General features: G+C 33.8%; 23 protein-coding genes and 4 pseudogenes. 6 read left to right on the top strand and 21 right to left on the bottom strand.

Annotated features, from left to right (window positions below; all coding sequences use genetic code 11):
* Window position 1: 1 nt before the first annotated feature.
* From AC3WSO_RS09910 to AC3WSO_RS09895, 4 genes are all read right to left on the bottom strand, one after another.
* On the bottom strand, window positions 2-2,320 hold the full coding sequence (locus tag AC3WSO_RS09910; protein ID WP_492530443.1) for an ABC transporter permease: 2,319 nt from the start codon (window positions 2,318-2,320) through the stop codon (window positions 2-4).
* Entirely contained in the window at window positions 2,295-2,609 is a 315-nt protein-coding gene (locus tag AC3WSO_RS09905) for a hypothetical protein (RefSeq protein WP_492530442.1), read from the bottom strand. Before AC3WSO_RS09905 ends, AC3WSO_RS09910 begins: the two co-directional genes overlap by 26 nt.
* Window positions 2,581-3,480, bottom strand: a complete 900-nt coding sequence (locus tag AC3WSO_RS09900) for an MFS transporter (protein WP_492534303.1) — start codon at window positions 3,478-3,480, stop codon at window positions 2,581-2,583. Before AC3WSO_RS09900 ends, AC3WSO_RS09905 begins: the two co-directional genes overlap by 29 nt.
* A gap of 91 nt (window positions 3,481-3,571) precedes the next feature.
* On the bottom strand, window positions 3,572-4,222 hold the full coding sequence (locus AC3WSO_RS09895; RefSeq protein WP_492530441.1) for a TetR/AcrR family transcriptional regulator: 651 nt from the start codon (window positions 4,220-4,222) through the stop codon (window positions 3,572-3,574).
* A 244-nt stretch (window positions 4,223-4,466) separates the two neighbouring features.
* Here AC3WSO_RS09895 and AC3WSO_RS09890 point away from each other — a divergent pair, with 244 nt between their 5' ends.
* The gene (locus AC3WSO_RS09890) at window positions 4,467-5,330 is read left to right on the top strand and encodes a pentapeptide repeat-containing protein (protein ID WP_492530440.1); all 864 of its coding nucleotides are present in this window, start codon (window positions 4,467-4,469) and stop codon (window positions 5,328-5,330) included.
* 653 nt (window positions 5,331-5,983) lie between these two features.
* On the opposite strand, the gene AC3WSO_RS09885 is transcribed toward AC3WSO_RS09890, so the two are convergent.
* On the bottom strand, window positions 5,984-6,370 hold the full coding sequence (locus AC3WSO_RS09885) for a hypothetical protein (RefSeq protein WP_492530439.1): 387 nt from the start codon (window positions 6,368-6,370) through the stop codon (window positions 5,984-5,986).
* A 457-nt stretch (window positions 6,371-6,827) separates the two neighbouring features.
* Here AC3WSO_RS09885 and AC3WSO_RS09880 point away from each other — a divergent pair, with 457 nt between their 5' ends.
* Entirely contained in the window at window positions 6,828-7,361 is a 534-nt protein-coding gene (locus AC3WSO_RS09880) for a sigma-70 family RNA polymerase sigma factor (protein ID WP_492530438.1), read from the top strand.
* Entirely contained in the window at window positions 7,354-8,376 is a 1,023-nt protein-coding gene (locus AC3WSO_RS09875) for a DUF4179 domain-containing protein (protein ID WP_492530437.1), read from the top strand. The genes AC3WSO_RS09880 and AC3WSO_RS09875 overlap by 8 nt, the downstream gene beginning before the upstream one ends.
* 800 nt (window positions 8,377-9,176) lie before the next feature.
* On the opposite strand, the gene AC3WSO_RS09870 is transcribed toward AC3WSO_RS09875, so the two are convergent.
* The 6 genes and pseudogenes from AC3WSO_RS09870 to AC3WSO_RS09845 form a co-directional block, all read right to left on the bottom strand.
* Window positions 9,177-9,551, bottom strand: a complete 375-nt coding sequence (locus AC3WSO_RS09870) for a DUF2750 domain-containing protein (protein ID WP_492530436.1) — start codon at window positions 9,549-9,551, stop codon at window positions 9,177-9,179.
* A 519-nt stretch (window positions 9,552-10,070) separates the two neighbouring features.
* On the bottom strand, window positions 10,071-11,777 hold the full coding sequence (locus AC3WSO_RS09865; protein WP_492530435.1) for a M56 family metallopeptidase: 1,707 nt from the start codon (window positions 11,775-11,777) through the stop codon (window positions 10,071-10,073).
* Window positions 11,778-11,779: 2 nt separating this feature from the next.
* The gene (locus AC3WSO_RS09860) at window positions 11,780-12,181 is read right to left on the bottom strand and encodes a BlaI/MecI/CopY family transcriptional regulator (RefSeq protein WP_370082373.1); all 402 of its coding nucleotides are present in this window, start codon (window positions 12,179-12,181) and stop codon (window positions 11,780-11,782) included.
* 685 nt (window positions 12,182-12,866) lie between these two features.
* The gene (locus AC3WSO_RS09855; protein ID WP_492530434.1) at window positions 12,867-13,091 is read right to left on the bottom strand and encodes a hypothetical protein; all 225 of its coding nucleotides are present in this window, start codon (window positions 13,089-13,091) and stop codon (window positions 12,867-12,869) included.
* 292 nt (window positions 13,092-13,383) lie between these two features.
* Window positions 13,384-13,756 (bottom strand): annotated as a pseudogene (locus AC3WSO_RS09850) (GNAT family N-acetyltransferase); the annotation flags it as partial.
* A gap of 73 nt (window positions 13,757-13,829) precedes the next feature.
* The gene (locus tag AC3WSO_RS09845; RefSeq protein WP_492530433.1) at window positions 13,830-14,264 is read right to left on the bottom strand and encodes a MarR family winged helix-turn-helix transcriptional regulator; all 435 of its coding nucleotides are present in this window, start codon (window positions 14,262-14,264) and stop codon (window positions 13,830-13,832) included.
* Between the two features lie 142 nt (window positions 14,265-14,406).
* Here AC3WSO_RS09845 and AC3WSO_RS09840 point away from each other — a divergent pair, with 142 nt between their 5' ends.
* Window positions 14,407-14,883 (top strand): GNAT family N-acetyltransferase, encoded by a 477-nt coding sequence (locus AC3WSO_RS09840; protein ID WP_492530432.1) that lies wholly within the window; start codon window positions 14,407-14,409, stop codon window positions 14,881-14,883.
* A 1,317-nt stretch (window positions 14,884-16,200) separates the two neighbouring features.
* Here AC3WSO_RS09840 and AC3WSO_RS09835 read toward each other — a convergent pair.
* From AC3WSO_RS09835 to pdxR, 10 genes and pseudogenes are all read right to left on the bottom strand, one after another.
* On the bottom strand, window positions 16,201-16,845 hold the full coding sequence (locus AC3WSO_RS09835) for a YgaN family protein (RefSeq protein WP_492530431.1): 645 nt from the start codon (window positions 16,843-16,845) through the stop codon (window positions 16,201-16,203).
* A 166-nt stretch (window positions 16,846-17,011) separates the two neighbouring features.
* The gene (locus AC3WSO_RS09830) at window positions 17,012-17,476 is read right to left on the bottom strand and encodes a GNAT family N-acetyltransferase (RefSeq protein ID WP_492534301.1); all 465 of its coding nucleotides are present in this window, start codon (window positions 17,474-17,476) and stop codon (window positions 17,012-17,014) included.
* 255 nt (window positions 17,477-17,731) lie between these two features.
* The gene (locus AC3WSO_RS09825; RefSeq protein WP_492530430.1) at window positions 17,732-18,670 is read right to left on the bottom strand and encodes an aminoglycoside phosphotransferase family protein; all 939 of its coding nucleotides are present in this window, start codon (window positions 18,668-18,670) and stop codon (window positions 17,732-17,734) included.
* A 155-nt stretch (window positions 18,671-18,825) separates the two neighbouring features.
* Window positions 18,826-19,274, bottom strand: a pseudogene (locus tag AC3WSO_RS09820) (ASCH domain-containing protein).
* A 377-nt stretch (window positions 19,275-19,651) separates the two neighbouring features.
* Window positions 19,652-19,783 (bottom strand): hypothetical protein, encoded by a 132-nt coding sequence (locus AC3WSO_RS09815; RefSeq protein ID WP_492530429.1) that lies wholly within the window; start codon window positions 19,781-19,783, stop codon window positions 19,652-19,654.
* Window positions 19,784-20,029: 246 nt separating this feature from the next.
* Window positions 20,030-20,509, bottom strand: coding sequence for an SMI1/KNR4 family protein (locus tag AC3WSO_RS09810; RefSeq protein ID WP_492530428.1), 480 nt, complete (start codon window positions 20,507-20,509; stop codon window positions 20,030-20,032).
* 180 nt (window positions 20,510-20,689) lie between these two features.
* Window positions 20,690-21,186: pseudogene (locus AC3WSO_RS09805) on the bottom strand (DUF6584 family protein).
* Between the two features lie 39 nt (window positions 21,187-21,225).
* Window positions 21,226-21,492, bottom strand: a complete 267-nt coding sequence (locus AC3WSO_RS09800; RefSeq protein WP_492530427.1) for a CPCC family cysteine-rich protein — start codon at window positions 21,490-21,492, stop codon at window positions 21,226-21,228.
* Between the two features lie 1,332 nt (window positions 21,493-22,824).
* Window positions 22,825-23,241 carry a hypothetical protein gene (locus tag AC3WSO_RS09795; RefSeq protein WP_492530426.1) on the bottom strand — a complete coding sequence of 139 codons (417 nt, stop codon included), beginning with the start codon at window positions 23,239-23,241 and terminating at the stop codon, window positions 22,825-22,827.
* A gap of 150 nt (window positions 23,242-23,391) precedes the next feature.
* Window positions 23,392-24,783, bottom strand: coding sequence for a MocR-like pyridoxine biosynthesis transcription factor PdxR (gene pdxR, locus AC3WSO_RS09790; RefSeq protein WP_492534299.1), 1,392 nt, complete (start codon window positions 24,781-24,783; stop codon window positions 23,392-23,394).
* A 96-nt stretch (window positions 24,784-24,879) separates the two neighbouring features.
* Here pdxR and AC3WSO_RS09785 point away from each other — a divergent pair.
* Both AC3WSO_RS09785 and AC3WSO_RS09780 read left to right on the top strand, forming a co-directional pair.
* Window positions 24,880-24,984 (top strand): annotated as a pseudogene (locus AC3WSO_RS09785) (DMT family transporter); the annotation flags it as partial.
* A gap of 64 nt (window positions 24,985-25,048) precedes the next feature.
* Complete coding sequence (locus tag AC3WSO_RS09780; RefSeq protein ID WP_492530425.1) at window positions 25,049-26,257, top strand: MFS transporter; 1,209 nt, start codon at window positions 25,049-25,051, stop codon at window positions 26,255-26,257.
* The last annotated feature ends 130 nt before the right edge of the window (window positions 26,258-26,387 follow it).

Here is a 26,387-nt window from a genome sequence, read left to right as displayed (position 1 = left end):
GCTACTCCTTTATATTTTCGGATATTTTTATTTTCCCAACGCCTGATGTGCCAATGATTGTTGTAATAAGTACCGAACAAATCATCAATAACGGACAAAGCACGTACGCCGTAAGTGGATTGATTGAAAAACTAAACGACGTCGCCCCGAACGAGGAAATAACTGCACCTGCAAGTATCTCTCCAAGAGTGTTTGCCAGAAGGGTACCAACAATTATTCCGATAGTTGATACAAATAACGCCCGCGAACCATACTGCACCGTAATATCCGAATTTGTAAAACCTATTGCTTTCATTATGGCAATCGAATATCTATCCTTGGCGACAAGCATTTTCATAAACAACAATGTAACTAGAATCGTTATTACAAGTGCTATGGCAATTGCGGCAAAGGAGGACTTTTCGACTGATTTTATAGTCGAACCGAAAGTTTGTTTGACAAACTCATCAATATTGGAAATCTTAGCAAAAGTAAATCGGTCCGCATACTTAGAGATTGTTTCATCGACAAGGGTTTTATCAGAAAGCTTTGCACAAATAACGCTCCACATTATATTTTCTGAATGATCGGTAAATACAGCCTTTGCCGTTTTACCACCGTTCGTAATGTCAGAATAAATGCCACTTACCGTGAGCTTACTCTCTTTCCCGTTCATAATGACCGTAATGGTATCACCGACTTTTTTGCTCATTTCATCAGCGTTCAAAGCTGAAAGTGCAATTTCATTTTCTACAGTGGGTGCTCTGCCATCTGAATATTCGATAGGGAATATCGAATGGTCGCCAAGTTCGATTTTTATATTTTCTTCCGAACCGTCTTCCATTTTAGTTTTGAATGTCTTTGTAGTGAGGATGGTATACTTTGAAATGGAACTGTCGCTGTTCATATATTCTAAAACTTCTGCAGCTTTTTTAGAGATTTGATCAGTTTGTTGAATATCAAGTCGAATATCGTAGTTTCCAATACCCATATATTTAATGAAGCTTGTTGAGGAAATCGTGTTGTATAGGTTTTGTGGGACAATAATGATAAATGCTGAAATGACAAGTACTGCAAGCATTGTGGCATAAAGTCTTTTTCTTGCGAGAACATCTTTGATACCAAGGAAAAGATTCGTATTTAACAACTTATTTTTGTTCAGGCAAACACGTTTTGCGCCTGTGCTTTTTTCCTGCGAAATGCCAAAGCGTATTGCTTCTGCAGCAGATATTTTCCGGAAGCGTCTCAGCACTCCGCTTACATAGGCTATTATTGCAAGAAATACAAGTAGAATGCCGATGATCCCTAAAGACGTGGCAAAAGAAGAATTTTCACTTTCCCCCATATAAAGCCTGATGTTTTCAAGTAGCATGTTTTTGAACATCAACGAAAGTGCATAACCGAGAATACTCCCCACTGCCGCAATTGCTGCATACTTCGAAAGATAAATTTTCTTAATGTCAGAAATGCGTAGCCCTATTGCCTTCATAACACCAATTTCACGGTAATCGTCTTCGATTTTCGCAAGGAGTGTAAAGCTTATGCACATAAATGCGATAACAACGACAAGAACGCTTATGAGAAGAATAACTGCTATCATAATCCCATCAGAAAATGCGTTTATTGTTTTGAAAAGTGGATATGTGATCGTTGGTCCGTTCGCTTCAAGCCCCGCAGAAGCATAAGCAGTTTCAAATTCACCGAGCGCAGATAAACCCTTTAATCTAAACTCTATCAAATACTCCATATTTCCATGACTTTTTATTTCAGCGTAATCATTTGGACTAACGAGAAATCTTTTTGAAGAGGACAGCATAGAATTCATCTGTGAATCCCGGAGGAATCCTGCTACAGTAAATTCCTTTCCGCCTATTATAGCTTTATCACCGACCTTCGTAGTGGTGTCCTTCATATAGTTTATTGGAACATACAGCTCGCCATCGGATACGTTAATAATGTTTCCATCAAAATCAAGAAGATAATCAAACTTTTCACTCTGTATGCTAAAACCATTGTCTTGAACATTATTCGCAAGTGAACGATCACCTAAAATAATTTGACTGTTATCCAAATTGAGAAACTCAAGCACTTGAAATTCATCGACATTGCTGTTTTGCTCCGCGAAGCTTGTAAGTCGGACAGTATCGATATCTCCAGAGTGCATTTGCATAAAATGCGGCGTCTTCGCCTGATTCATAAGTGAATCGATTGCACCTGAAAGATTTACCATAAGTATTGCCGATAAGGAAACGAGCATAGCCGCAACAGCGACAAATAACATTGTTGTCAGCGTTATCAGTTTGCTTTTTAAAAAGTCATTTCGGATTAATCTGTAATACATAAGTCACCTCTGATTTCAAGTTGAACAAAATGAATGAAGTAGTACTTAATAAAATTCCAGCGATGATGATGAGGAAGCCCGTTCCCCTACCTTGACCTGTACCGGTAATTTTCCCTACGCTATCAGCAAGCAATCCGCCGTCAACTAGTAAAGGAGTGAACACATAATCTGCAAGTACACCCGAAAGCGCATAGGCCGCTACAAATCCAAGCTGTGAAATTACCCCAATAAGTGACCATGCTCTACCCTGAACAGCATTATCAATATTGGTACGAACAAGAAAATCCAATGTTGATTTTGCAAATGGCATCATGGCAAAAAAAGAAAAAACCTGAAATACAGATCAGTGCTATATTTTCTCGAAGTCCGAATATCGCCATAAATATCCCTTCAAAAAACAGTGAAAACGAAAGAATTCTCACATATCCTTTTTTTATCGGAAGAAATCCTATGATTACACTGGATACGAGCATCCCCGTAGCTACAATGGTTTCCACCATTCCTATTACAGAACTGTTCGTAAAAGTAAGCACCATCGGAATGGAAAGTGTTTCAATAATGCCAAGATAAAATGTCAGCACAGATGTCATGATAACAAGAACGAGTACATTTTGAGAAACTGCACGCCAACCATCTTTGAACTCACTGAAAAATGATTGTGTCTGTTCATATTTCTTTGAAGCAAGACCTCTTCGTACAGCAAGCGCTGAGATAACCGTTACAAAAAATGTACAGATGTCAATGACAAGTAAAAGTTTTATATCCGAAACGGTGAGCAAAAATCCCGCAATGATGGGCGAAATCAAATATTTTGCAGAACCAGCCACCTGGACTAAACCGCTTGCCTTCGTGTACTGTTCCTCGGTCAGTAAATCCGTAACCGTAGCCTTGTATGCGGGATCAAGCAACGATGAAAACACCGAGCTTATTGTAACTCCCACACAAATCTGCCATAGTAGCGCTTCCCCGCTAAGCATACATATAAGAATATACACAAGTCCTATCGCTGAAAGACTGTCGCCTAACACCATTAAAAGTCTTCGATCATAACGATCCGCAAGCACTCCTGCCACAGGACTTATAAGAAGCGAAAGCATGAACGCAAGTAAGGTGACAAGTGCCATTGCCGATGCCTTTCCCGTCTGCTGGAAAACATAAATCCCAAGCCCAAACGCTGTAAGCCCGCTTCCAATTGCTGAAATTAGCTGCCCTGACTAAAGCAGAAGAAATTTTTTGAAAAGATGCTTGGAATCAACCATCGTTGGTTCCATTTTCTTCACCCCCATTACCAAACATCTTCATCATGTACATAAGGCTTCCACTTTCGACACCGAGCAGTCTTTCTACATTGAAGACAAAAGCTGGTATACGAGAAGCACGCTCTTCATCGGTCATATCAACCATATCACCATCAAAAATGGTATTCGTATAAGCCACAATCATTTCCATACATTCATATGGATACGGTGTACTGAATAGTCCTTGCTCAATACCCTCACGGATTATTTCCGTCAGTATCGGTGGCAGACCGTTCATGATGACCTTTTGTATTTTCTGGTGCATAAGCGCGTTCTGGGGCTTATGTATATGGTCAATAATTTCCTTACCGTTTCCGCTACTTATGTTTAATGCCATTACAACACGGACAATTCGCTCGTGAACAGGGATACTCTTATTTGCAGCAATTTCTTTTGCAGTACCTAGAATTTGAACATTATACCGCTCAATTAACGCGTCCATAATATCCTCCTTCGCCTTGAAGTGATAATACAGCGTTCCCCGTGCAATACCAACCTTTTCAAGAATATCGTTAGTACTTGTGCCATCAAAGCCCTTCTGACCGAAAAGCTCATCAGCTACATCAAGTATTTCGTTTCTACGCTCCATCGCTTCTTTTCTCATTATTATGCCCCCTTAATAGACCGACTGTCTGTCTATAAAAATTATAGCCTTTTTCTATAAATTGTCAATAGGCTGTTCCTATTTTGTAAAAAACTATCAATTTATTTTCCTGATCATCTAAAGTTAAACGATGAACATTGCCTCCTCGATATACAGAAACCTTCCACACAAAAATATCCTTTTAATCATAATAAATGATAGAATTAAATGTAAAAAGTTTATGCGTTAAGAGAGGAAAACAACAATGTCTGAAGTAAAAAAGATGGATTTCACAATTGGAAAAAAGATTCGTGAAAGCTTACAGGCTGATTGCCAAAGCTGTTTTGGTCTATGCTGCACGGCTTTAAATATTGCTGCTTCTAGTGACTTTGCCATTCATAAAGCAGCCGGAACACCTTGCCCTAATCTATATTCAGATTTTAGCTGCCAAATTCATCATAAACTTAGAGATCAAGGGTTTAAAGGATGTACAGTTTTTGATTGTTTAGGAGCTGGGCAAAAGGTTTCTCAAACAACTTTTCATGGACAAGACTGGCGACATTTCCCTGAGGTTTCCGAGAAAATGTTCCGAGTCTTTCCGATTATGGAACAACTTTATGAAATGATTGCTTACGTAGCGGAGGCATTATCGTATAAGGTTGATTCATCACTATACAACAAACTACATTTACAATTAGAACAGCTACAGCGTGCAACAGAGCTGGAAGCTGATGCATTACTAGCAATAGATATTCCTACCTTCCGACTGCCAGTGAATGTTTTACTATTAGAAACAAGTGAGCAAATCCGCCAAAGTCTTATCGTAAAGATCGGAAAAAACGCTCGAAAGTATGACAATCGAGGGGTTGATTGGATGGGAAAAAATTTAAAAGGCAAAGATTTAAGAGCAACCAATCTTAGAGGTTCTTATTTAATTGCTGCCAATCTACAAAATACAGATTTAAGAGGGGTTGATTTTATTGGCGCTGATTTACGTGATGCCAATTTACGTGGCGCAGACCTTTCAACAAGTATGTTTTTAACCCAAATGCAAATTAATTCAGCACAAGGCAATCAACAAACAAAATTACCTTCCCACGTGAAACGTCCGTCTCATTGGGTTGTATAACTTGAAAAGAGGCAGATGAAAGGTATTCATCTGCCTTTTAGCATGTAGAAAAAACATATTTTGTTTGGGTAACGCTGTATGGTAATTTAATCGGCAACACCACTTATAGTGAAGTCACCTTATTAACCCTAAATATTAGAGTTCTTTGAAGAATTTCCTTTTGTGAATCCAGCTCGGATTCAGCATTTACTTTATTTATTCTATTTTGCGCTTCATTATATAACCATAGGAATTATATTGAATTGTAAGGGAGTATGGACATTCGACGCAAAATCCGGGAATATCTTTGCGAATTGATTTCCTTTCTTTTTAAAACCTTTAGCCTTAAATAAAGGACTAATATCATCTTTGATAATCTGATTTAATACATCCTCCATAATTATAGTCTTAACTCTCCATTCTCTATTTTCGCCATGAGTAATATTCTCCCTTGTAATTTCCCTGTTATTAAACTAACCAGCTTACGTTAGTTCAATAAGAATTTCTTCCGCACTCTTAAGATCTAAAATTACTATTATGCTTAGCACTGTCAAATAGTAGTAAGAAGATAACAAAAGGAATTGCAGTTAACTGCAATTCCTAACTTGCTGGCTATGTAAGAATTTGTTATTGTTTAGGAAATTGAATCTTTGAAAATTGCGTCCGTTTTTAAATTATATTTCATAAACAAACTTTGAACAAAGACCCCAATAAGAGCTTTCGTAGTATTCTGGATATTCGATGAGAAGTTGAGAACGTTCAATCCACAATTGAAGTTCTTTTGATTTAGCTGTGTTTTCCATTGTATCTAGTAATTGAGATAGCTTTTGAATTTCTTCAATGTCCCCTACTCGAACCGCATCTCCTGTGAATACATATAAAGTATTAAGGAAATAAGAAGTATGTTCACATTGCTCATCCTCAACAAATGTACAAATCATCGGTATATTTTCAAATTTATAGATGGCAAGTTCCCAATCTTGCACTGGTTCCATTTCATCACTATATGCCCATTTTTTTATTTCTTTTTGTGTAGGATTCCAAGGGTCTTTAAATTTCATTTTTTGCTCCTTTAAATTTAGACTATCATTAATTTTCTTCAAAATTATAACACGAGATATTGTAAATTGGTATAAAAATGTAAATTTTCAACAAATTAGATTGACTGTAAGCTTTAGTGAAATGATTAAAGAGTAGCAACGTTCAATAATTAAATTGACCAAGCAAAAGGAGAAATAGGTAAAAAGTATACAGATAAGTATCAAGGTCTGAATCATGCCATTGAATTACATAAAACTGTAGAGGCGATATGTGCAATTACATAAATCAGCCATGTAGCTTTTTACTGTATGCTCAGTGGAATGGAAAAAAGATAGTGTATAACAATTGAAAATTTCCCACTTGTGGCTTCTCATCAATCGTTTCCGTATTCCAAGTTACAATGTTGCTTAATTAATTATTTTGCAACCGATTTGCTAGTTCATTCGACTTTATTGTGTAACGGAGAGGAGGACCAAAATGGATTTAGCAAAATTAGTAAAAAAAGCAAAAAAGGGAGATGATGAAGCATTTGAACAACTGATTGATTCTGTTCGACAAAAGCTGTATAGAACTGCCTATGCATACGTTAGAAACGAACAAGATGCTTTAGATGTCTATCAAGAAACAATTTATACAGCCTATATTTCAATAAAAACATTAAAGAAGCCTGAAAGTTTTTCAAGTTGGATTACAAAAATTCTAGTTTTTAAATCGATTGATTTTATTCGAAAAGAGTCCCGCCATTTTTCTGCGGATAATGAGGAAATCTTTAATGAATTAATCGCTTCTGAAAATAGTGATTTTATCATGCATTCAATGGATTTGTCAGAAGCCTTTAAATTCTTAAACCCTACTGTAAAAACCATTATTTTGTTGAGGTACTATCACGATCTGTCTATTAAGGAAATTGCTGCGATCATGAATTACCCGGAAGGAACCGTTAAATCACACTTAAATAGAGCGAAAAAAGAGTTAAGACCCATTTTAAAGGAGGGTTATCTGTATGAATAAAGACAATTTCAATCGAACTATCGACAACATACATGTACCTGTTGAAAAGCTAAAGGCAAGGGAAAAAACGGCTATCTTTCAAGCCAAGAAAAAAAGAAAAATAGGAAGAACAACTAAACAGTCAATCTTGGTTGCATGTGGGCTATGTATATCTTTGCTAGGTTCTGGATTTGTTTCAGCAGGCATGGCAGAAGCATTATCAAATATCCCCCTGATTGGTCCAATTTATAAGGACTTCAGAGACATTGCCTCAGATAAAATTGAACACGATCAACTTACGACGGTAATTGATAAACAAGATAGTAAAAACGGCTTAACAATGACTGTAAAAGAAGCAGCTTATGATGGCAGCCGGTTAATCGTAACAGTTGTTTACACAGGTCAAAAAGAACTTTCGATGAAAGAAGAAAAGGCCGGCTTTAGCTATATAACAATTAATGGACAACAAGAAGTTAAACCAGCTATTGGTTCAATAGGGCAAGATGACATAAACTCGAAAACAATCATTGAACATCATCAATTTACTTTGTCTAATTATAATGAATATGGCGATAAAATTGAAATTGCGGTCCATGGAGAAGATTTATTTGGCTATGAAGGTAAGTTGAAGGTGGCTTTCCCACTTGAAAAAATAAAAGGTGATGTATTTGAGTTTTATCCAGAAGTTACAACTCAAACGGTTGATGGAGTATACACACTAACAGCCGACAAAGTAACATTCTTACCTTTATCAACAAGAATAGACCTAAAGATTGATTACCCTGCTGAAATGGATAAAAACGATACTTGGCCATGGTTTGATTTCTCTGTAGTCGATAATAATGGTCAAGTATATGATAAACTGAAACTACAAGCAGGCATGGCTGTTGGGAACTATGGTCATCATATGGTACTGACTTTGCCTCCAATGGATACGATACCAAAATCATTTACACTCAAGCCAAGTCATACAAACAATGAGGGCTTTAATGAAGAGATAAAGGAATTAGTCGTTCCTTTAAATAAAAGTAAATAATGGCCTCAATGACATTAGGAATGTAGTTAAACGCTTCTTCGGCTCACATTCCTTTTGTAATTGATTCGAAAGAATTACTAAAATACCACTCGCTTCAATATGCACATACTTTATTCTTTAAAAGGAAACAATTCAATTTCAATTCCGTTAAAAATTCAGTTTGAAAGCTCACTTTAAATACTACAAACTGAAACCATACACACACATTTAATTTTATTAAAAAAGCCTACCTGAATTAATCAGTAGGCTTAATTTTTTTCCATACATACCACGGTATTTTATAATCCATTGCAAGTTACCCAATGGATCATAATCATATGTCGCAACGGTGGCACCATTTTGGTCTAGAGTGCGTACGACATCACCACGGTGGATCGTTACGTATTCGAATGCTCCCCTGCTGTATTTGTCAGATTTACTACTTTGACATTGTTCCAAGTAATCGCCCAAATAGCTTGCTGGTTCGCATCTAAATGATTAGCTTTTATAAATAATGATGTTATTTTCCCAATAAGAAAAAAACCTTGAAAGACAAAAGCCCCTCAAGGTCATACACTTAAAAAATAGAGTATTTCTCAAATCCAATTTCAAAAGTTATCATTTCAGAAACAAAGTTGAGGAAAGATAGTTCTTTTGAAGTTGAAATCATAGTAATTATATTATCTTCTATAAATCGAGCGCTATTATTCTTCTATTTTTATTCTCAATAATAGATAATCCTTGACTTATTGATTTTGTAATTTTTAATTGAAGTTGTTCTATACTACCAAGGTCAACAGTTGGATTTGAGAGTAAAATAATTAATAATTCTCTAATTCCTCATTTAAATCACGTAATAGATTATCTATATCTCTTAATATTGAACTTTCATTATTAGAAAATACATCAAATTTAATTCCATCCTTTTTGAGCGACGGGGCCAAATTTTCAATAAATTCATACAAATCTATTGCTTTTATCTCAGATTTTGACCTTTCGTTCACTGCGCAAAGTTCGGCAAATTCTTCCTTGGGCCATATTGGAAAAAGCGTATTTCCAAAATCATCTTGTGATAAAACCCACCCATCTTTATACAATGACCATACTTCTTCATAGTCTGCAACCTTTTTAATAAAATATTCGTATCTTTTTTCAGGTGTCAACCCACTTACAGTAGCTAGTTCTTTTTCATGCATATATCAATTCCCCTTTATCTCTTTTACCATTTTTGACATATTTATATTACATTCTGTGATATAGTATTGTTTGTAAATCAAAATATAGATATTCATAACCTTATTTTGCTTCAAATCCTCACCAATGCGCTAAATGATACCCTTTAGGCTACCGTGCACCCTAAAGTGGGCAATAGAAGAGTCACCAACTTTCACCCTGTTTTTATTTAAGCAAAGCCCCCGTTAGCCATCCATGTCGTGTAAAACTAACACTACATCACTGAAAATGAAAGATGATTACGTTCATGGGAGATATGGAAGCGAAGTTAGGACTTCCTTTTTGAATTAAGTAAAAGTAAAGTAAATAAGCTATACCTGACCCAATGTTCCTATTCCAATTAATGCGCCTATAGGATGCCATGTTATTTTAGCTAAAATTTGAATTGGTTAAGCACCCTGTTCATTTAAGTATAATCCTTCACAAACATTGTATTGTCAATTAGAGGACAGTTCTAGCTGTTTCAATATATATTCTTTATATTATAAATTTATTCCTATGTTTTTACTCGGGTTTAAAATTGTAGAGTTCTCCTTATTCAACACATCACTCGTAATAATATTTATCGTATTAATTTCACTAAATGGACCCTCTAAAGTTGGAATAGTAATAATCCTCTCATCGACTACTTTATTTTTGAGGGTTATCGAATCAAATGATGGAACATAGAAATCCTTCGATTTAATTTGAGTTTTATTATTAATTGTAAGTGTATCAGCAGGGTAGAAAACTATTTCTTTATCGGTTGTATTTTCAACTTTATAAGATATATCAATTAAATTTAATTCATCATTGAGATCTTTACCATGTTTCTCTTTGATTCGTTTTACTGTAAACTCAGGTAAATTTGTCAATTGTATAAAATTGATTGATTTAATAGTAAATTTAATAGCACCCATATCATAGGTTTTGTCTACATTTTTTATTTTAACTAATGTAGCTTTATTAAAACCATCACCCAAAAATTTCCACTGACCTACTTCTGTAAGTGGACCGTTTGTTGGTTCGCTATTTTTGACACTTAATTGTTCCACCTCTGTTTTCCCTTTTTCTTCATTTAATTCCGTATTTTCATTCATCGGGTTAGTCGGTTTATCTACACGTGCATTTACTAAAGATATAGATGAGACAGCAATTAAAGTAGCAACGCCAAATACAGACCAACGATAAGAGTTTTTAAATTTTTTTATCATAAGGATCCTCCTTTTCAAAGTTTTTTTATTTCTACTTAAGTTTGCTAAACTTGGTATTTGATAAAAATTTGAATAGTGTTCTAAAAGGCTAATAATAGTATGACCGTATGCAAGTTGCTCCTCTGAATTTATATATGTAAGAGCTAATGAATCACAGGCTAATTCCTGATCTTCTCTCATACATGAGTAAGCATACCAAAGAATAGGATTAAACCAATTTAGAATGAGTAAGCCATACATAAGCCAATTCACCCCCACATCCCTTCGTTTGATGTGGGCTAATTCGTGAAGAAAAATGTATCGTAGCTGTTGCTCATTTAATACTTTCGAGTGTACGCCTGACAATAACACCTTCGGCCTAATAAATCCGACAACAGTTGGACTTGAAATATTTCCAGCAAAGAAAAGTGGGATTTTCTGTTGAACAGACATAGATTTTTTACAATTCTCAAAGATGGTGACAATTCTCTTATCTGTAATCATAGGCTGTTTTTTTATGAAATGAAGTAAACGCCTATTTATAATGATAGTAGTAAAGCCCAAAATGATAACCCCAGTAAGCCAAATGTATATAAAGATTGTATAAAAAGAAAATGTCTCATCATTTTGGTTTGCATTATTTTGACTTTGTTTCTTATTTTCCTCAGCTACTTGGGTTGAACCAGTTGCAAAGGAATCTTCTTTAGTAACTTTTGAATAGTCTATATCTGTCGATTCTTTCATATGTTCTTTTGAAGAAGAAACCGTTGTAACAGCAGTCCCATTACTGTATGAAAAGATTGAATAGATACTGTAGGTACTATTCAAAGACCATGGCAATAAAAGTCTTACAATTAATATCATCCAAAGTAGATATTGCCATCGTGGATTTAACTGATTTCTAAACAAAAGTTTTACACATAAGATTAGAACAACTAGAATACTTGCCATAATTGATGTTTCTATTAACCAATTAAAAAAGTGAGGTAGATAGACGTTTATAAACATATCCATCATTATTAGCTTTCCTTCCTCTGATTTTCCTCAGTCTTCTCATCCAGAATACGTTTGAGTTCGTTAATATCTTCTGAAGACAACTTTTCTTCTTTTAAGAAGTTCACAAGAAGAGGTTTAAATGCTGCGCCATAGAAACGTTTAAGTAATGATTCTGTTTCTACTTGAAGATACTTATCTTGTGACACTAAAGGAAAATATGCATATATACGCCCTGTATCTTGATGGTAAGAAATGGCTTCTTTTTGGACTAATCGATTAATCAGTGTTCGAATTGTCTTCGGTTTCCAATCCGTTGTTGATTCTAATACTTTAATTACTTCATTTGCTGTTTGCGGGGATTTTGACCAAAGAACTTTCATAACTTCCAATTCAGCTTCAGATATCTTAGGTAATTCTTTCATAATATAACTCACCTTCCTGTATTACAAATGTAATCCACATACAAATATTACGTTTGTAATCAGTAATTGTCAATCTTATTTTAATTTTCAAATAGATACTCGCAATACGCTCATGCTTTAAAAGAACATAGCATCACACAAAATATGGCTTTATTAATGAAATAATACCCGTAAAAACTCCTCTTCTAATCGTTCCTATAAATAACTTATACTTCCTTACTGCATTAATCTGCTCCGTTAACAGAAGAAGCGATTGTTCTAATCGAACAATCACCTCTTCACTTACATGTATGTATTGACAAAATTAAATACCATAATGAATCAACCATCTATCTTCTTTATCTTCAGCTATTTTTTTCATTAATTATTCAAGTTCTTCTGATTTGTACTCGTCGTTTGCTTCACTAACCATATTTAAAAATTGTTTATGAGAACTCAGTGGTATCAATCTGCCCGCTAGTTGAATAAAGAACAAAAGAGCTGCATACGCAACTCAATGATCTTTATTTAACGCCTCCCTGTGATAATTACAAATCAAAAGGAGCCTCACTGGCTCCTTTTGTTTCTATGAACATTAAAAAAACCCCGTGTGGGGATTATGATAATTTTTCGCGGTCTTCTATACCACCTTGGTTATAAATGTTCAATATTGTAACAAGATCAATTGTTGCGCTCTCTATCCTTTCAACTATTTATTCTTCTGCTTTGCAACTTGCTTACCGCCGATGATAAGCATGATAATCCCAATTACCGCTAGAATAATCCGAACTAAGAATGGACTCAATGAAAACACAGTTTCACCTTGCAAGTGCAATCCGAACAACCTTTCATTTAGCCCCACAATCGCCATTATTGGCTTAAGAAACAAACTCAGCGCTAATAATACTATCCCACAAATAGTATTGCTATTCATTGATTCAAAACCTCTTTTCCAATTAAGATAAATGATAATTAGTTCACAATAAAATGATCTATCATTGCGTTTCGAGAATTTTATCCGATATTATCAATGTTTGCTTGATAATATCCACAACAGGTCCATAATTCTCTGTAATAAAAAAATGTCCACCATCTACCGTATTGAAAAGCTGCCGCCCCCACCTGCATAATATTTCCACTCACACATTTCATACACTATAACACTATGCCGTTGCGACCATTAATAATTAATCTATTAGCTGGTTTAGTGAAAAAAAAATAATTAATTATAAAGGCAAACTCATAGAAACTGTTCTTATATTAAATCCCATTTTTTCGTAAAGTTTAATAGCTGGATTCCCTACAAACGGACTAAGACGGACTTCTTGTCTTAGATGGTCAAATGCAGTTTTCATTAACTGTTTAGAAACTCCATTTCCTCTAAATTCAAATTCTTGAATAACAAACAGTTCATAAATAAATCCATTCATCTTGTCAGTAAATTGGTCTTTACTCGCACCTACAAAAAAATCCAACCCATTAATTTTTCGTTCTCTGTTGCTAATAAATAATAGCTTCCTTTTTTAGTAATGGTTCAATAAGACGTTTGATTTTACCATTTGTAGGTTTTACTTCACCCAATGTGTCCTCAAATAATGCTTATAGAGAAAGTAAAATAACCTTTTCAAAATGAACAGTTAAACATCTCTCCCAAAATCAAATTTAAGAACTTTTAAAATCTATTTTTATGTAAATTCTCTCTTATTACCATCATCGAATTACGAATTTCATTTATTTCACAATCAGTTAGTCCATTAAACAATTGAATTATTTGGACATCTGACTGAATATTAATTTGATCCAGCAGTTCCTCTCCTTTTTTTGTTAAATAGAGAAGGCTTTTTCTACTGTCGATTGTTGAGCTTTTTTTCTCTATTAATTCTTCCTTCTCTAATTTACGTAAAATTCTGCTCATATAACTTCTATCAATATTAAGTTCTTGCACGAGAATATTGGCAATACACTCAGTTCTCTCGCTTATTTCAAATAGTATTCGTGCTTCAGTCAATGAATAATCTGTATCAAGAATTTGGTTATTAAATAAACCAAGTACCTTTGTATAAAATCGATTGAATTGTCTGATATCATAAATTATCTCTTTATCCATAAATTCTCCTTTAGTTGACTTTGTCCACATTTAACATTAATATAACTATATCCTTACAATGTGGACTTTGTCCACGTTTAGGGATGCCATTTTCAAAAATCTTTCGTAATCTTTATTATTACCGAATTGAAGGAGATTATATATGATAATTCGAGAAATTAGAAAAGAAGACAATGCAAAAGTAAAAGAAATAATACAAGATTCACTAAAATCACTTGGATTAGCAATTCCAGGGACAGCTTATTTTGACCCTCAACTTAACGACCTTCACCAGTATTATAATAATTTAAAACATGCGAACTATTGGGTGGTCGAAATGGAAGGAGAGGTGGTTGGTGGCATTGGCATCGCACCGTTTAACGAACATGATAAAGTTTGTGAATTGCAAAAGCTATACTTAAGTACAAAAACACAAGGTTTAGGATTTGGAAAGATGCTAATGGAAACGGCTTTATCATTTGCATCTAAATATTATGCAAAGTGCTACTTAGAAACAATGCATGAATTAAAAACTGCATGTATATTATATGAAAAGTTTGGATTTACACTTTTACATGAGCCACTATCCGGTTCTGGCCATTCTACTATGAATGCATGGTATTTAAAAGGTTTGAATTAACCAGAAGTCTATTAAATCAATCAATTATAATTAGAAAGTAATATATGGAAAAAGCCAATTTCCAAATACGGAGCTCGGCTTTTTTTCTAACTTTGTGAAAGTTTGTACTTAAACAAACCTGCTTCGTTCGTACAATAAGTAAAAAGAGCTGTCCAAGCAGCTTTTAAAAAATCGCACTCATTTAGACTAGTTAAAATATATTCTTGATTAAACGAAACACCATTCTTGGTATTAACATTATGATGTTCCAAACTATTTCAAATAATATTGAATCTCGAATTTCAATAAGTATGTCTTTAAAAATGCCGCCCTTATCATTCTTTTTCTCTTTCTCTTTCCTGATTTTCATTCTCCACCCTACTAAAAATTGTAGCATTTTGTAATTTGAGTAGACTTGTTTCATTAACCCGCGCCGTTAGTTCAATAAAGAAAAAAGAGATGCCTATGCAACCAATGATCTGCAAGTAAAGTGTCCGTTTACAAAAACTTTTCTAACTCTACATTTCACTCAATATTTTTATTCAACAAATTAAGTTCCTCATCAAGTGATGTTCCACCGTCCTTCTTTGTAATTTCAAAAGTTTTTTATAAAGACAAGCATATTTCAAAGTAAGAAATCCATCGACTGGAAATGTGGAAATTCACCACTCTTGACTGTATCCTAAATTTTCCCTTTGTTTAATAATTCGACCCTATTCTTTTACTACACATAGTACAAATTCATCAAAGTTGCATTTCGTCTTTAACACCGTTTTAGGCAAATTAGGATTCATTTTACTATCTGCAATAGGATTTTGAACTTTTGTAATGATAATTTCTAAGTCTTCAAAATCACGCTTAAATTCCCAACGCAATAAATAAGGACCAATATGCCACTCAATACCTCCATTGATTTTATGAAAAGCGCCCTTTTTCCAACTTAATTTGCATAATGGAAGTATTGATGCTAACTATGAAACAAAGTCTCCGAGAGCATCTGAAATAGTAGGATAAAACTCAAATTTTTGCTCGTTAATCTCTTAAACACAGGTTGCATTACCACATTTAATATTTACATATAAAAATTTCAAATTAGACCACCTCCACAATATATCAAAGCCCATAATATATATTTCTCTAACATAATAGTTTAAACTTTTTTGCGTTAACCTGAACCTATAGTTTAAGTAGAAAAAGGCTCTACTCCTTAATTGAAGTAAAGCCCCAGTTAGTTTAATAAGAACAGAGACGCTGATTAAACAATTGCGCACGTTAATTGAATAACCCAATTTATAATGCCAGGACTGGTATCTCCTTATTCCGATTACACTGCTACTGTTAATTCTTTTCCTTATCAGTCCATAATACTCTGTATAAAAATGCGAGCTCAGCTTCTTCAATGCCAGAAGGTAATTCGCCATTTTCGCTTCCTACAGAACGCAGCTCATTTTTTGTAGTGCCTATCCATGCCGCTAAATAAACAGGTTTATTTTTCTTTAAAGTAATCTTTTCGCCTACTAAATTACTAAAAGAAGAAGACGTCATGTCATTTGAATAATTCGTTGTAGCAAGCCCAGAAGGTATACCAGATATCAATTTTAAGGGACGAACTTCATCGTTAAAATCACTTATTCCAAATGAGATGAGGATATCTTTATAATTTTTTTCGGGGTCATCCCAGGTCTTTAGCAATTCTTCTTTAAACTTCCCTTTTTCAAATACTTCCACTGAGATTTGCAAATCATCATCCTCAGCTAAAGATCCATTTAGTTTAAAAAATTCAATATGCCCTACGCCCGATTTGCTAATAAGAAGACTTTCTTTTTCACTCATGTTATATGGCTCAATAGTTATTTTCATATTTGAGGACGTGTTATCTTTTTCCACTCCCACACACCCTGTTAACAACAAGATAAGAATTACAAACGAGAAGTAGCGTTTAAAGCCTTGCATTTTTTCTCCTCCAATCAATTTGTCAGGCATTATTTCATATTACTCCTATGTTCACAATGAATTACTTTATTAATTGGCCCGATTGTTGAACACTAGTTAAATAATACTCTTTCAACTAAACTGTCCCGTTAGAACAAGAAGCGATTGCTCTAATTTAACAATCGCCGCCCTTTCATTGAACAAAAGAACCTTTACATTAGCATTCATAAGCCATTCTTAGAAATTCATATGTACTACCATTTGTATCTTGCATAAATGTATCAATATCTTTAAACCCAACTTTTCTATATACTTTTATCGCTCTTTGATTAAAAATTGCCACTGATAATGTAATTTTATCTGGTGTAAATCTTGATTGGACAAAATCAATTCCTGCATTTAGAAATTCTAACCCTCTACCATCACCAGTCAAATCTGGCCTCATTCCTAAACCTATATCATAAATATTAGAAGCTACTTTGTTAACACTGAAGAAACCAATGATTTCATCCTCTTTCAAAACTGCAAACATTGAGTTACCTCTTGTTTCTGGGTCTAAAAATTCAACTAAATCTTCTTCATCAGCTTCTATATCATAAAAAGAATATTCTCCATCATAGTGCCAATTATGTGCAATATCCTCAGCTTGCTCCTGAGTCATCATCACAAACTTATAAGACATAAATATCCCCTCTCGCCTTTCATCCCCTTGTTCCACTATTCTGCCTGTTTGCTTAATACCAAGCATCTCAAATGATCTCATTTTCAGCAATGTTGATCTTCAACAATTTGGCCCGATTATTGAACTCAAGTTAAACAACACTCTAAAACTATCCTGCCTAGTTAGTTGAATAAGAGGTGAGTAGATTTTGCTCATAAATAAAAACTGAAATAAATTTTTTTCATATAGTTCAGTTTAAAAATATACGATGGCCGTTTATAAACCTGTAACATTTTTAATTGGTATGGACTTATACCATAATGGTTGATCCAAATTAAAATAGTCATGATCTTCTAAAATGAGATGGATTCTTTCCAATGCATCATCAAAAGATTGTTCATCATATTTTTTCGTCCACACAATCGTAGAGACGATATTCATCGCTGCATAAAGGGCATATATTCGCCAAAATGCATCGTCTGGAGATTCTGTAAAATAACCATTTATTTGTCCAATACAAAATGGGATACTCTGTCTTCTGCTAAACAAAGAAAGATTATAAAAATCATGATATGGGTCACCAAAATCATAGCCATTAAAATCAATTACGCCATTGTACGTGTTATTTTGAACGATGATATGACCAAGATGAAAATCATCATGGAGTAAGGTTATAGGTCGATCTTTAAGAAGGTAGAAATTGTTTTCAATAAAGTTTAGTATTTTATGCTCTTTTGGCAGTTGATAGCTACCTTTTGTATATTCATTTAAATAAAAACTGTATTTCTTTCTTTGAGCTTCTTCCCAGTGTATTGTTTGTGGAGCATGGGCATGTAGTTGATGAATTTTTCTTAATTCTTTCCCAGCAGCAAGACCTATATTAAATTGCGCCACATCAGAAAGATTCCAAATGAATTCATCTGCAGGGTATCCTTCAATGAAGCTTAATACCATGACAGAAAGATTAGCCTCATTCAATAAAGTACATTCTATAGCTTTATTTGTTTGTGCACCTTGTTTTTCTAATGCTTGAAGCAATGAAAATTCGACGGTTCGTTTTTCGTGATATTGTATGTCAGATAATCGTATAAAGTATTGATTTTTGCCGACAGTAACTATGTATTTTTCATCTGGTGAGTATCCTTTCTCGACTTTTTTTATAGATGAATACCCTTTAAGGCTCGATATATGGTCTATTACACTTTCAATTAACAAAGTCAATCTCCCTTTCTCTCAACAAGTAACAATGAAAATGATACTAACTAAATAAAAACCTCGTAAGCTTGATCTTAAACTCTCTTGCTCCCGTTAGTTCATTAAGAAAAGCGATTCTTATAAAAAAACAGTCCCGATTGTTTAAGAATAAATCTTTACCCCTTCTTCACATCCACCACTTTAAAACGCTCACAAACAAGGAGCATATCTTCTGAAAATTCACGTCCGATTGCGTTTAACTCATTTCTGAAGAACTTTTCATGAGCTTCCCACCAATATTTATAAGTTCTATCTCCTTCACCTTCTGCAATAGCGAACTCTTCAGTGACCTCGTTCATTGGAGTTAGGTAACTTCTACGGTTTTAATAATTGCTACAGGTTTATCATTGTTGTTTAAAATAATACTGTAATCTTTCGTTGTTGGCAGTGGTTCATTCTCCTGTTCATAAAAAATATATCCTGAGCATGTTGCAGTTTTACTTCCATCTACCACCAATTGCGCGAGATAATCAGGATCGGCTCCAAATTGCCATGCACTAACAGACTGTGGTTGATTTTGATTTTTCCAATATTCATTCCAGTATTCCTGAGCCGCTTGATTCATAGTATTCCCCCATAAGCGTCTTTCATTTTAGTAACATTTTACCATAAATAGATTAAGCACTCTAAAAACCATATTCCATTAATTACTAAATTTTGAAGTCATACAACACTCTTCAACTAACCTGCAGTGTTTTCTGCAAAGTATTGAAAAGTCTTATTGTAACAATGGTCATATACCTTTGAATAAAATTTGCATAGATAATATTCATACAAAAAGCCACAAACACTGATTTAACAGCACTCGTGGCTTTTGAAAGTATTACCAAACTTTCATTTGGAACATTATTTTTTTATAAAAAATATCATTTCATTTTGAATCTATTTCTAAATTCTTGGATGAACGTATTTTTCTCAATCTATAACAATACTAGCAATGTTTTATAAATTCTCTATGATATATTTTCCCCATTTTTTTGTTTGATTAACTTTATCAGTTGGGTGTTGGATTTCTACATCTGACTCAAATATTAATAATTCATCTTCTTCATCTGTTTCTTTGGGCGTCTCCACATGGATTCACACTCAGCACATGAAAACAAAAGGTTGCCTGTTATCTTCTCCTGTACTATTTCTACCCATCCCTGATTGCATATATGGGACCAGGATACTTTATTTTTATAGTAGTTCAACTGACCCCATCCTTTTTAATCTTATTTATGGGTACACTTTATTGAACTAACCAGCTTTGTAAGCTCAATTTGCGATTGCTCTAATTAAACAATCGCCCTCGTTAGTTGAAGAAAAGTACACAGATACTCATTTATTTATTCTCGCAACTAGGAAAAGGTCGGATAATTTTTTTACAACAGTTCGTTTATTTTCAATGATCCTCTCAGTCTCTTCACCATATTCATGATCTAATAAATACACAGGAGGATTATTTCCTTCGTGTATATTTATTGCGTATGCATCTCCAATAGCAATTTCTTCTCCGATACAAATATAACCGCTTTCATATACTGCACATCCAGGAACAGCGTTGAAACATCCTTCAATAATAAACTTCGGATTCAAGAATTCGATGCGTAATTGGGGATCTTCATCTTCCGCATCAAAAGGAACCACCAATTCACTATCACAAACTTCTACCGTGGTCATTAAATCGATTAACCATTCTGGAAGTTTAGTATCTAGTTTTCCATTTAGATCATTTATTTCTTCAATTGTCGCTATCCTAGTGGATGTCCCAGACCTTTGAATCATTTCTTTAGCATTTGTAATTACTTCATTAACCAATGTGACTCCTCCATACATTTAAAAATATTTACCTCTTCTTCAATTAACGCTATGATTAAAATTCTTTTTACAGGATCCTTACTAAAAAGTCTGTCAAATACAGCCTTACTTTACAGCTATTGCACCCCGTTAGCAGAAAATTTCTTTCCATTATCCACTAATGCAAAACTGATTTTGATTTTAAAAAATCCAGCTACGAACTGTAGCAGCTCCAACAAATACAAGAATAGTTATTAAAAATGTCATTGAAAGACAACCAAAAACAATTGATTTATTTAATTTATCTTTAAGTTCTGTTGGAACATCTGGTTCTTCTACTAATTTTTCTTTTACTTTATATAAAAGTGCTGGGTCTAATTCCAGTCCTTTCAAAATTTCAATATCGCCTTTATACTTTAAAGCTCTTGCTATATTATTAATGTCATTTCCCATAGAGTTTTCAAATTCTATACACGCATGTACCATTATTGGGGGCTTATTCTTTTCTAAATACCAGTATCGACCAGCCATTGCAGGATATTTTAACTCAAAATAAATATCTCCCAACTTTTTACGAAATTCTAATTCATTTGGAATGTTGATATTAACCCGTGTAATCTATCCCTTGCTTTCCCCAAATCATCATTTTTAATATCCTCTTCTATTCGTTTTAAAGCCTTTGAAATTTCCTTTTTCAATAAAAAAACACCCTCGTTTATCCTAATTCCTTACTTACTCTATAATAACCGTTTCCAATTAGAATCTTTTTCGTCTTTTCCATTTGGTTTTCTTACCAACTCAATACACCTTTCTTCACAAGCTCCAAATACAATAAAGTTTTTTTGTGCTTGCCTTAAGGATGGAATATTAGCTCCTCCTTCACAATCAGGGTCATCGAATTGAACTCCATCATCTTCCCAAAAACAAATTCCACATATAACGTAAGTTCCTGGTGGCTCTTCGTCTAATGTTCTATATCCACAACAAGGGCAAGTATATTTCATATAATTTCTCCCACACTTTTTTTCTTTTCATACTTCTTATCCAACTAAACTGCTTCATTAGCACAAGAAGTAATTGCTACTATTGAATAATCGCAACCGTTACTTTAATAAAGAATATACTAATATCAATGTTATATTTTCGTTATCAAGGATTATTTCTTTTTCTCAAAATTTTCTAGATATCCCTTAATTGTTTGATTTTTTGCACCGTGTTTTTGTTCCCATTCAAGTAAGGTTTTAACGTTCAAATCAAAACTCTTTTTATTATCAAATTATTTCTTTTCACTTTATTTACATATGTAATTTTATCCTTCTTTAACTAAATCGCGCCATTAGCACAATAAGGAAATGGAACTGTCTAAGCTTTCCAATGATCCTCAAGCAAGCTTGCTTGAGAATACTAAAAATTCAATAATTTTCTTTTTTCCAACTTTTATATTCTCGAAACTCTAAAAAGCTATAAACTAATATCATTGATAAAATGGGGACAACATAATGCTTCGGAGGTCCAAATATACAGTTAGCAACAATGAAACCTGCGATATAAAGTGCCATATAAAAAAGATATGATTTTTTTCGATATGTTAAATATAGTTTCACCTTACTCATTACTTTTCCTTTCGCAACAAAATACTTACTAATTATCTACCTTGAACCATTCTACTTAGTTAGTAAAAAACGTCATCATTTATTGGAAAAATGCCCCTCTTCTAATTTCTTACCAAAGAATACTTGACCTATCAAATCTTAACAATGTATTGCATTTATTTATATACGTAATTTTTTCCACACCCTCCTCAACTGCTTAGTTTAAGTATAGTTCTACACAAATTCTTGATATTCGACGAAGTAGTAAATTACTTTATTTATTAATCTCCTCAAAACCAACGTTCTAAAATTTTCCTAATCATGTTATGCTTTGATATACAAAAATCCACATTTCAAGAGGGTTCTATATATAAAAAACATACTACAATTGAAATATTCATTTATTGGATAGGCTTCTTTATGTGTATGAGTGGATTTGGAACGTCACTCAGCCCTCTTAATTACAATCTATTTATTCCGAACAAGTCTACAGCGCTACTATCTATTTTTATTGGAATTGCTTTTTTGTTAACTTCATTTTCTTTACCTTCACATATTCACTCAATTTAGGGATGTAGTTTAATATTGTACTTTACTATATACTCGTATCAGTTCCATAACTCTTAAGTGATGCCACCCTATAAAAAAGAAACCACCTCAAAAATAATGAGATGGTTACCTCTTTCAGTTAATAGTAAGACACGATATTGCATATCAATTTTATGTCTTTTTAACAACCTTCTTTCAAAACTTTTTTATTTTTTTTAGAATTATATAAGTTATATAAAGAATGCTGTTAAAAAAAAGTAAAAATATACACTGCACAATTGTGATGTACAAAATCATTAAAAAATCTGCGTGTAATACTAATGTTTCGCCAGGAGGCTTTTCTTTAGAAGGGTCTATAAGTAGAACAAATGAAACAATAATGGATAAAAAGAAGGCAATATATCCCCAAAGCATATGCTCATAAAATTGAAGTTTGAATTTACTAAACCAAAGAGCAATATTGATAAATACAATAATTAAAGGAAAAATTATTAACTTAAAAAGTGCTAAATCAATTATATTGAATAGTATTGAATCATAAATGATTGGAGCTAAACAAATAATAATAATATTTGTAACAGCTACGATAATCGAGCGTTTGTGTTTATACAATTTTTCACTCCTTTTACTTTTTTATCTCCACATTACTTAAACGAAATAAAATAATAAAGGTTTTCTTTCTAATTTTGATTGTTATAATCCTCAAATATACAAGATTAGGTGCTTCTTTTTAATACCAATATGGTGCCACACCTAACAAGATTACAACCAAACTTTTGCTAATTGTGATACTCCTTTTATGATCTCTTCCTCACTTAAATTACCTAATCCAAGTAAAATATGTGGATATTGTGGTTTATATTTCGAGAAAGTTTGTGAGCAAGGATTAACTGCTATTCCGTGTTCATATGCACTTTCTATTAGCATTTTTTCACTCATTTTTGTTTTAACTTCAATAATAACGTAAACTCCGGAGCTACTACCTTTTATTTCAACATCATTTTTAAAGTGTTTTAGTAATTCCCTATTCAATAGATTCATTTTACGTTTATACAAAGCCTTCATCTTCCTTAAGTGTGAGTACCAATAGCCTTCATTCATAAAGATCGCTAATGTTCTCTGATGAATGGATGAGGATGTTTGCTCAAGCAAAGGAAGTATCTTTTTATATTCACTTACTAGCCTCTTTGGCAAAACCATATAACTTACACGGATAGAGGGTAGCAATGCTTTTGAAAAAGTTCCTAAATAAACCACCCTATCATTAGAATCTAAGCTTTGAAGAGACGGTATAGGTTGATGAATGTAACGAAATTCACTATCGTAATCATCCTCAATAATATATCCCTCCACCCTTTTTGCCCATTGAATTAACTTTAATCTTTCATTGACAGGGATAGTTACTCCATATGGAAAGTGGTGAGTAGGAGTGACATATAAAAGTCTAGAAGGTGACTGTATAAGGCAATCGACTTGAATGCCTTGTTCTGTTACCGGGATTGGATCAATGCTAAATGATTGAAGCGCAAATAGGTCCCTTGCCACATTATATCCAGGATCTTCTACTGCCAGATATTGATAGTCTTGCTTTAGCAACAGCGTCAAAAGTAATAATAAGTGCTGTGTACTACTGCCAATAATAATCTGTTCAGCAGAAGCATTAACCCCTCTTGATTGGAACAAGTAATCTACTAGTGCCTTTCTTAATTGAATATCCCCTTGCTTTTCTCCGTATGAAAATATGCTAGAGTCTTTAATTACTTTGTTAGTAAGCATTCTCCATGTTTTCAAAGGGAAGTTCTCTTGATCCACTGTCCCGATTTTAAAGTCAATCGTTTTTATGTCAGTTTGATTCTTTTCATGATACTGTTCTTTAATAGGTTCATAATTAAGCGTCTCATCCGTTATATTTGCATCTACAAAAAACCCCTTTTTGTTCTCACTTCTAATATAGCCTTCCGATTGCAATTGTTCATAAGCTAGCTGAGTTGTGTTTCTGCTGACCTCTAGTTGGAGAGCAAGTTGCCTAATCGACGGCAACTTTGTATTCCATTCTAATTTACCAGATAAAATCTGAGTACGTATGTATTGATAAACTTGTTGGTACATAGCAATATTACTTTCTCGATTGATATTAAAAATTAGCTCATTCATCATTGAAATACCTCATCTGTCATTTATGTTTATTGTAAACTGTACCTTTTAGAAATGACAGTATAAATGAATAATGAATTTAGAAAAAGGTCACTGATGACAATATTTATGTACATATTTTGTTTGATTGTATGGGAAATCAACTTGATAGCAGTAAGAATTCAAGGAACTTCTGTCATCTTGGGAGATCTTAGCCTTAGTTCCTCTTTTTCAGCGGGTGGTTTGACGCTACAAGGAATTTAATATTTTAGAGGAGGTGGAAATATTGGATAAACCTCGATTATGGACAAAGGATTTTATCAGTATTGCCATTACTAATTTTCTCGTGTTTACAACATTTTTTTATTTATTGGTTACATTACCGGTATATGCTTTACAAGAATTGCATGGTGCCAAAACTGAAGCAGGACTTATTACTACAGTTTTTTTGATTGCCTCCATCCTAACACGCCCATTTGCAGGTAGATGGATTGAAAAAGCAGGAAAATATGTCGTTTTTATAAGTTCCCTCCTTGTGCTTTTCACAGCTTCAACTTTGTATTTTATTCCGCAATCTTTAATCGACTTACAATTTCTTCGTTTTTTTCATGGAATTGGCTTTGGAATGGCCACAACGGCCACTGGAGCAATTGTAGCGGATCTCATCCCTGAATCCCGTAAAGGAGAAGGAATGGGGTACTATGGACTGACGCTAAATCTTGCTATGGCTATTGGTCCCTTTTTAGGTTTGACTGTTATGAATCAAACAGCGACAAGTCTAATGTTCATCTTAAATGCATGTTTTGCCTTCTTTGCACTCGTCGCAGGATTATTTGTTAAATTACCTAAGAATACTTTTATGCCTGAACAGGAAATTGAACGAAAAACAAGGATGAAAATTGGCGATTATTTGGAACGTTCCGCCATTCCTGTATCATTGGTTTCAGCTTTCTTTGGACTGATTTATTCAGGAATTATTTCCTTCGTATCCTTATATGCTAAAGAGCAAAGCTTAGTGGAAGCTGCTAGTTATTTCTTTGTTGTGTACGCAGTGGTCCTTTTAATTTCACGACCTTTTACCGGAAAATGGTTTGATTTATTTGGGGCAAATAGGATCATTTATCCCGCTATTTTCTGCTTTGCAGTCGGTACGTTTTTACTGAGTATATCGAATACGTCCTTGTTATTTCTTGCATCAGCAGCCCTTATTGGTATTGGGTGGGGAACTGTATTTCCAAGCTTTCAAACCATTGCTATTCAAGTAGCACCTCCTAAAAAGAGAGCATTGGCTACGGCTACATTCCTTTCTATCTATGATTTTGGGTTCGGCATTGGGTCATTTATCTTCGGTATTGCCGCAGCTAAAATTGATTATGGATCGATATATTTTTATTGTTCATTCCTTATCATAATCGGAATTGGTGTTTATTATTTACTACATGGGAGAATATCTTCACATTCTATTGTGAAAAAGGTAAAGAAAGAGATTGCTTAGGGTTTTGACTTCAACAGCCTAAAAGTATAATCATTTTCACGTTATTGCCGTGTAAAATTGATTTTTCAACGTATGTCATGTCGATGAACCTACTGAAAATGTACGTTTGAAAAGAAAAAAACGCCACTTC

The organism is Lysinibacillus sp. EB106-09-02-XG168, assembly GCF_058791475.1.
Note: the sequence above shows the minus strand (reverse complement) of the source record. Positions and strands in the feature narration are given on the sequence as shown.

Bases quoted from the DNA above. Each gene is read 5' to 3' on its own strand.
- AC3WSO_RS09910 (WP_492530443.1), bottom strand. From the start codon at position 2,320: ATGTATTACAGATTAATCCGAAATGACTTTTTAAAAAGCAAACTGATA.
- AC3WSO_RS09895 (WP_492530441.1), bottom strand. From the start codon at position 4,222: ATGAGAAAAGAAGCGATGGAGCGTAGAAACGAAATACTTGATGTAGCT.
- AC3WSO_RS09890 (WP_492530440.1), top strand. From the start codon at position 4,467: ATGTCTGAAGTAAAAAAGATGGATTTCACAATTGGAAAAAAGATTCGT.
- AC3WSO_RS09885 (WP_492530439.1), bottom strand. From the start codon at position 6,370: ATGAAATTTAAAGACCCTTGGAATCCTACACAAAAAGAAATAAAAAAA.
- AC3WSO_RS09880 (WP_492530438.1), top strand. From the start codon at position 6,828: ATGGATTTAGCAAAATTAGTAAAAAAAGCAAAAAAGGGAGATGATGAA.
- AC3WSO_RS09875 (WP_492530437.1), top strand. From the start codon at position 7,354: ATGAATAAAGACAATTTCAATCGAACTATCGACAACATACATGTACCT.
- AC3WSO_RS09870 (WP_492530436.1), bottom strand. From the start codon at position 9,551: ATGCATGAAAAAGAACTAGCTACTGTAAGTGGGTTGACACCTGAAAAA.
- AC3WSO_RS09865 (WP_492530435.1), bottom strand. From the start codon at position 11,777: ATGATGGATATGTTTATAAACGTCTATCTACCTCACTTTTTTAATTGG.
- AC3WSO_RS09855 (WP_492530434.1), bottom strand. From the start codon at position 13,091: ATGAATAGCAATACTATTTGTGGGATAGTATTATTAGCGCTGAGTTTG.
- AC3WSO_RS09845 (WP_492530433.1), bottom strand. From the start codon at position 14,264: ATGGATAAAGAGATAATTTATGATATCAGACAATTCAATCGATTTTAT.
- AC3WSO_RS09840 (WP_492530432.1), top strand. From the start codon at position 14,407: ATGATAATTCGAGAAATTAGAAAAGAAGACAATGCAAAAGTAAAAGAA.
- AC3WSO_RS09835 (WP_492530431.1), bottom strand. From the start codon at position 16,845: ATGCCTGACAAATTGATTGGAGGAGAAAAAATGCAAGGCTTTAAACGC.
- AC3WSO_RS09830 (WP_492534301.1), bottom strand. From the start codon at position 17,476: ATGTCTTATAAGTTTGTGATGATGACTCAGGAGCAAGCTGAGGATATT.
- AC3WSO_RS09800 (WP_492530427.1), bottom strand. From the start codon at position 21,492: ATGAAATATACTTGCCCTTGTTGTGGATATAGAACATTAGACGAAGAG.
- pdxR (WP_492534299.1), bottom strand. From the start codon at position 24,783: ATGAATGAGCTAATTTTTAATATCAATCGAGAAAGTAATATTGCTATG.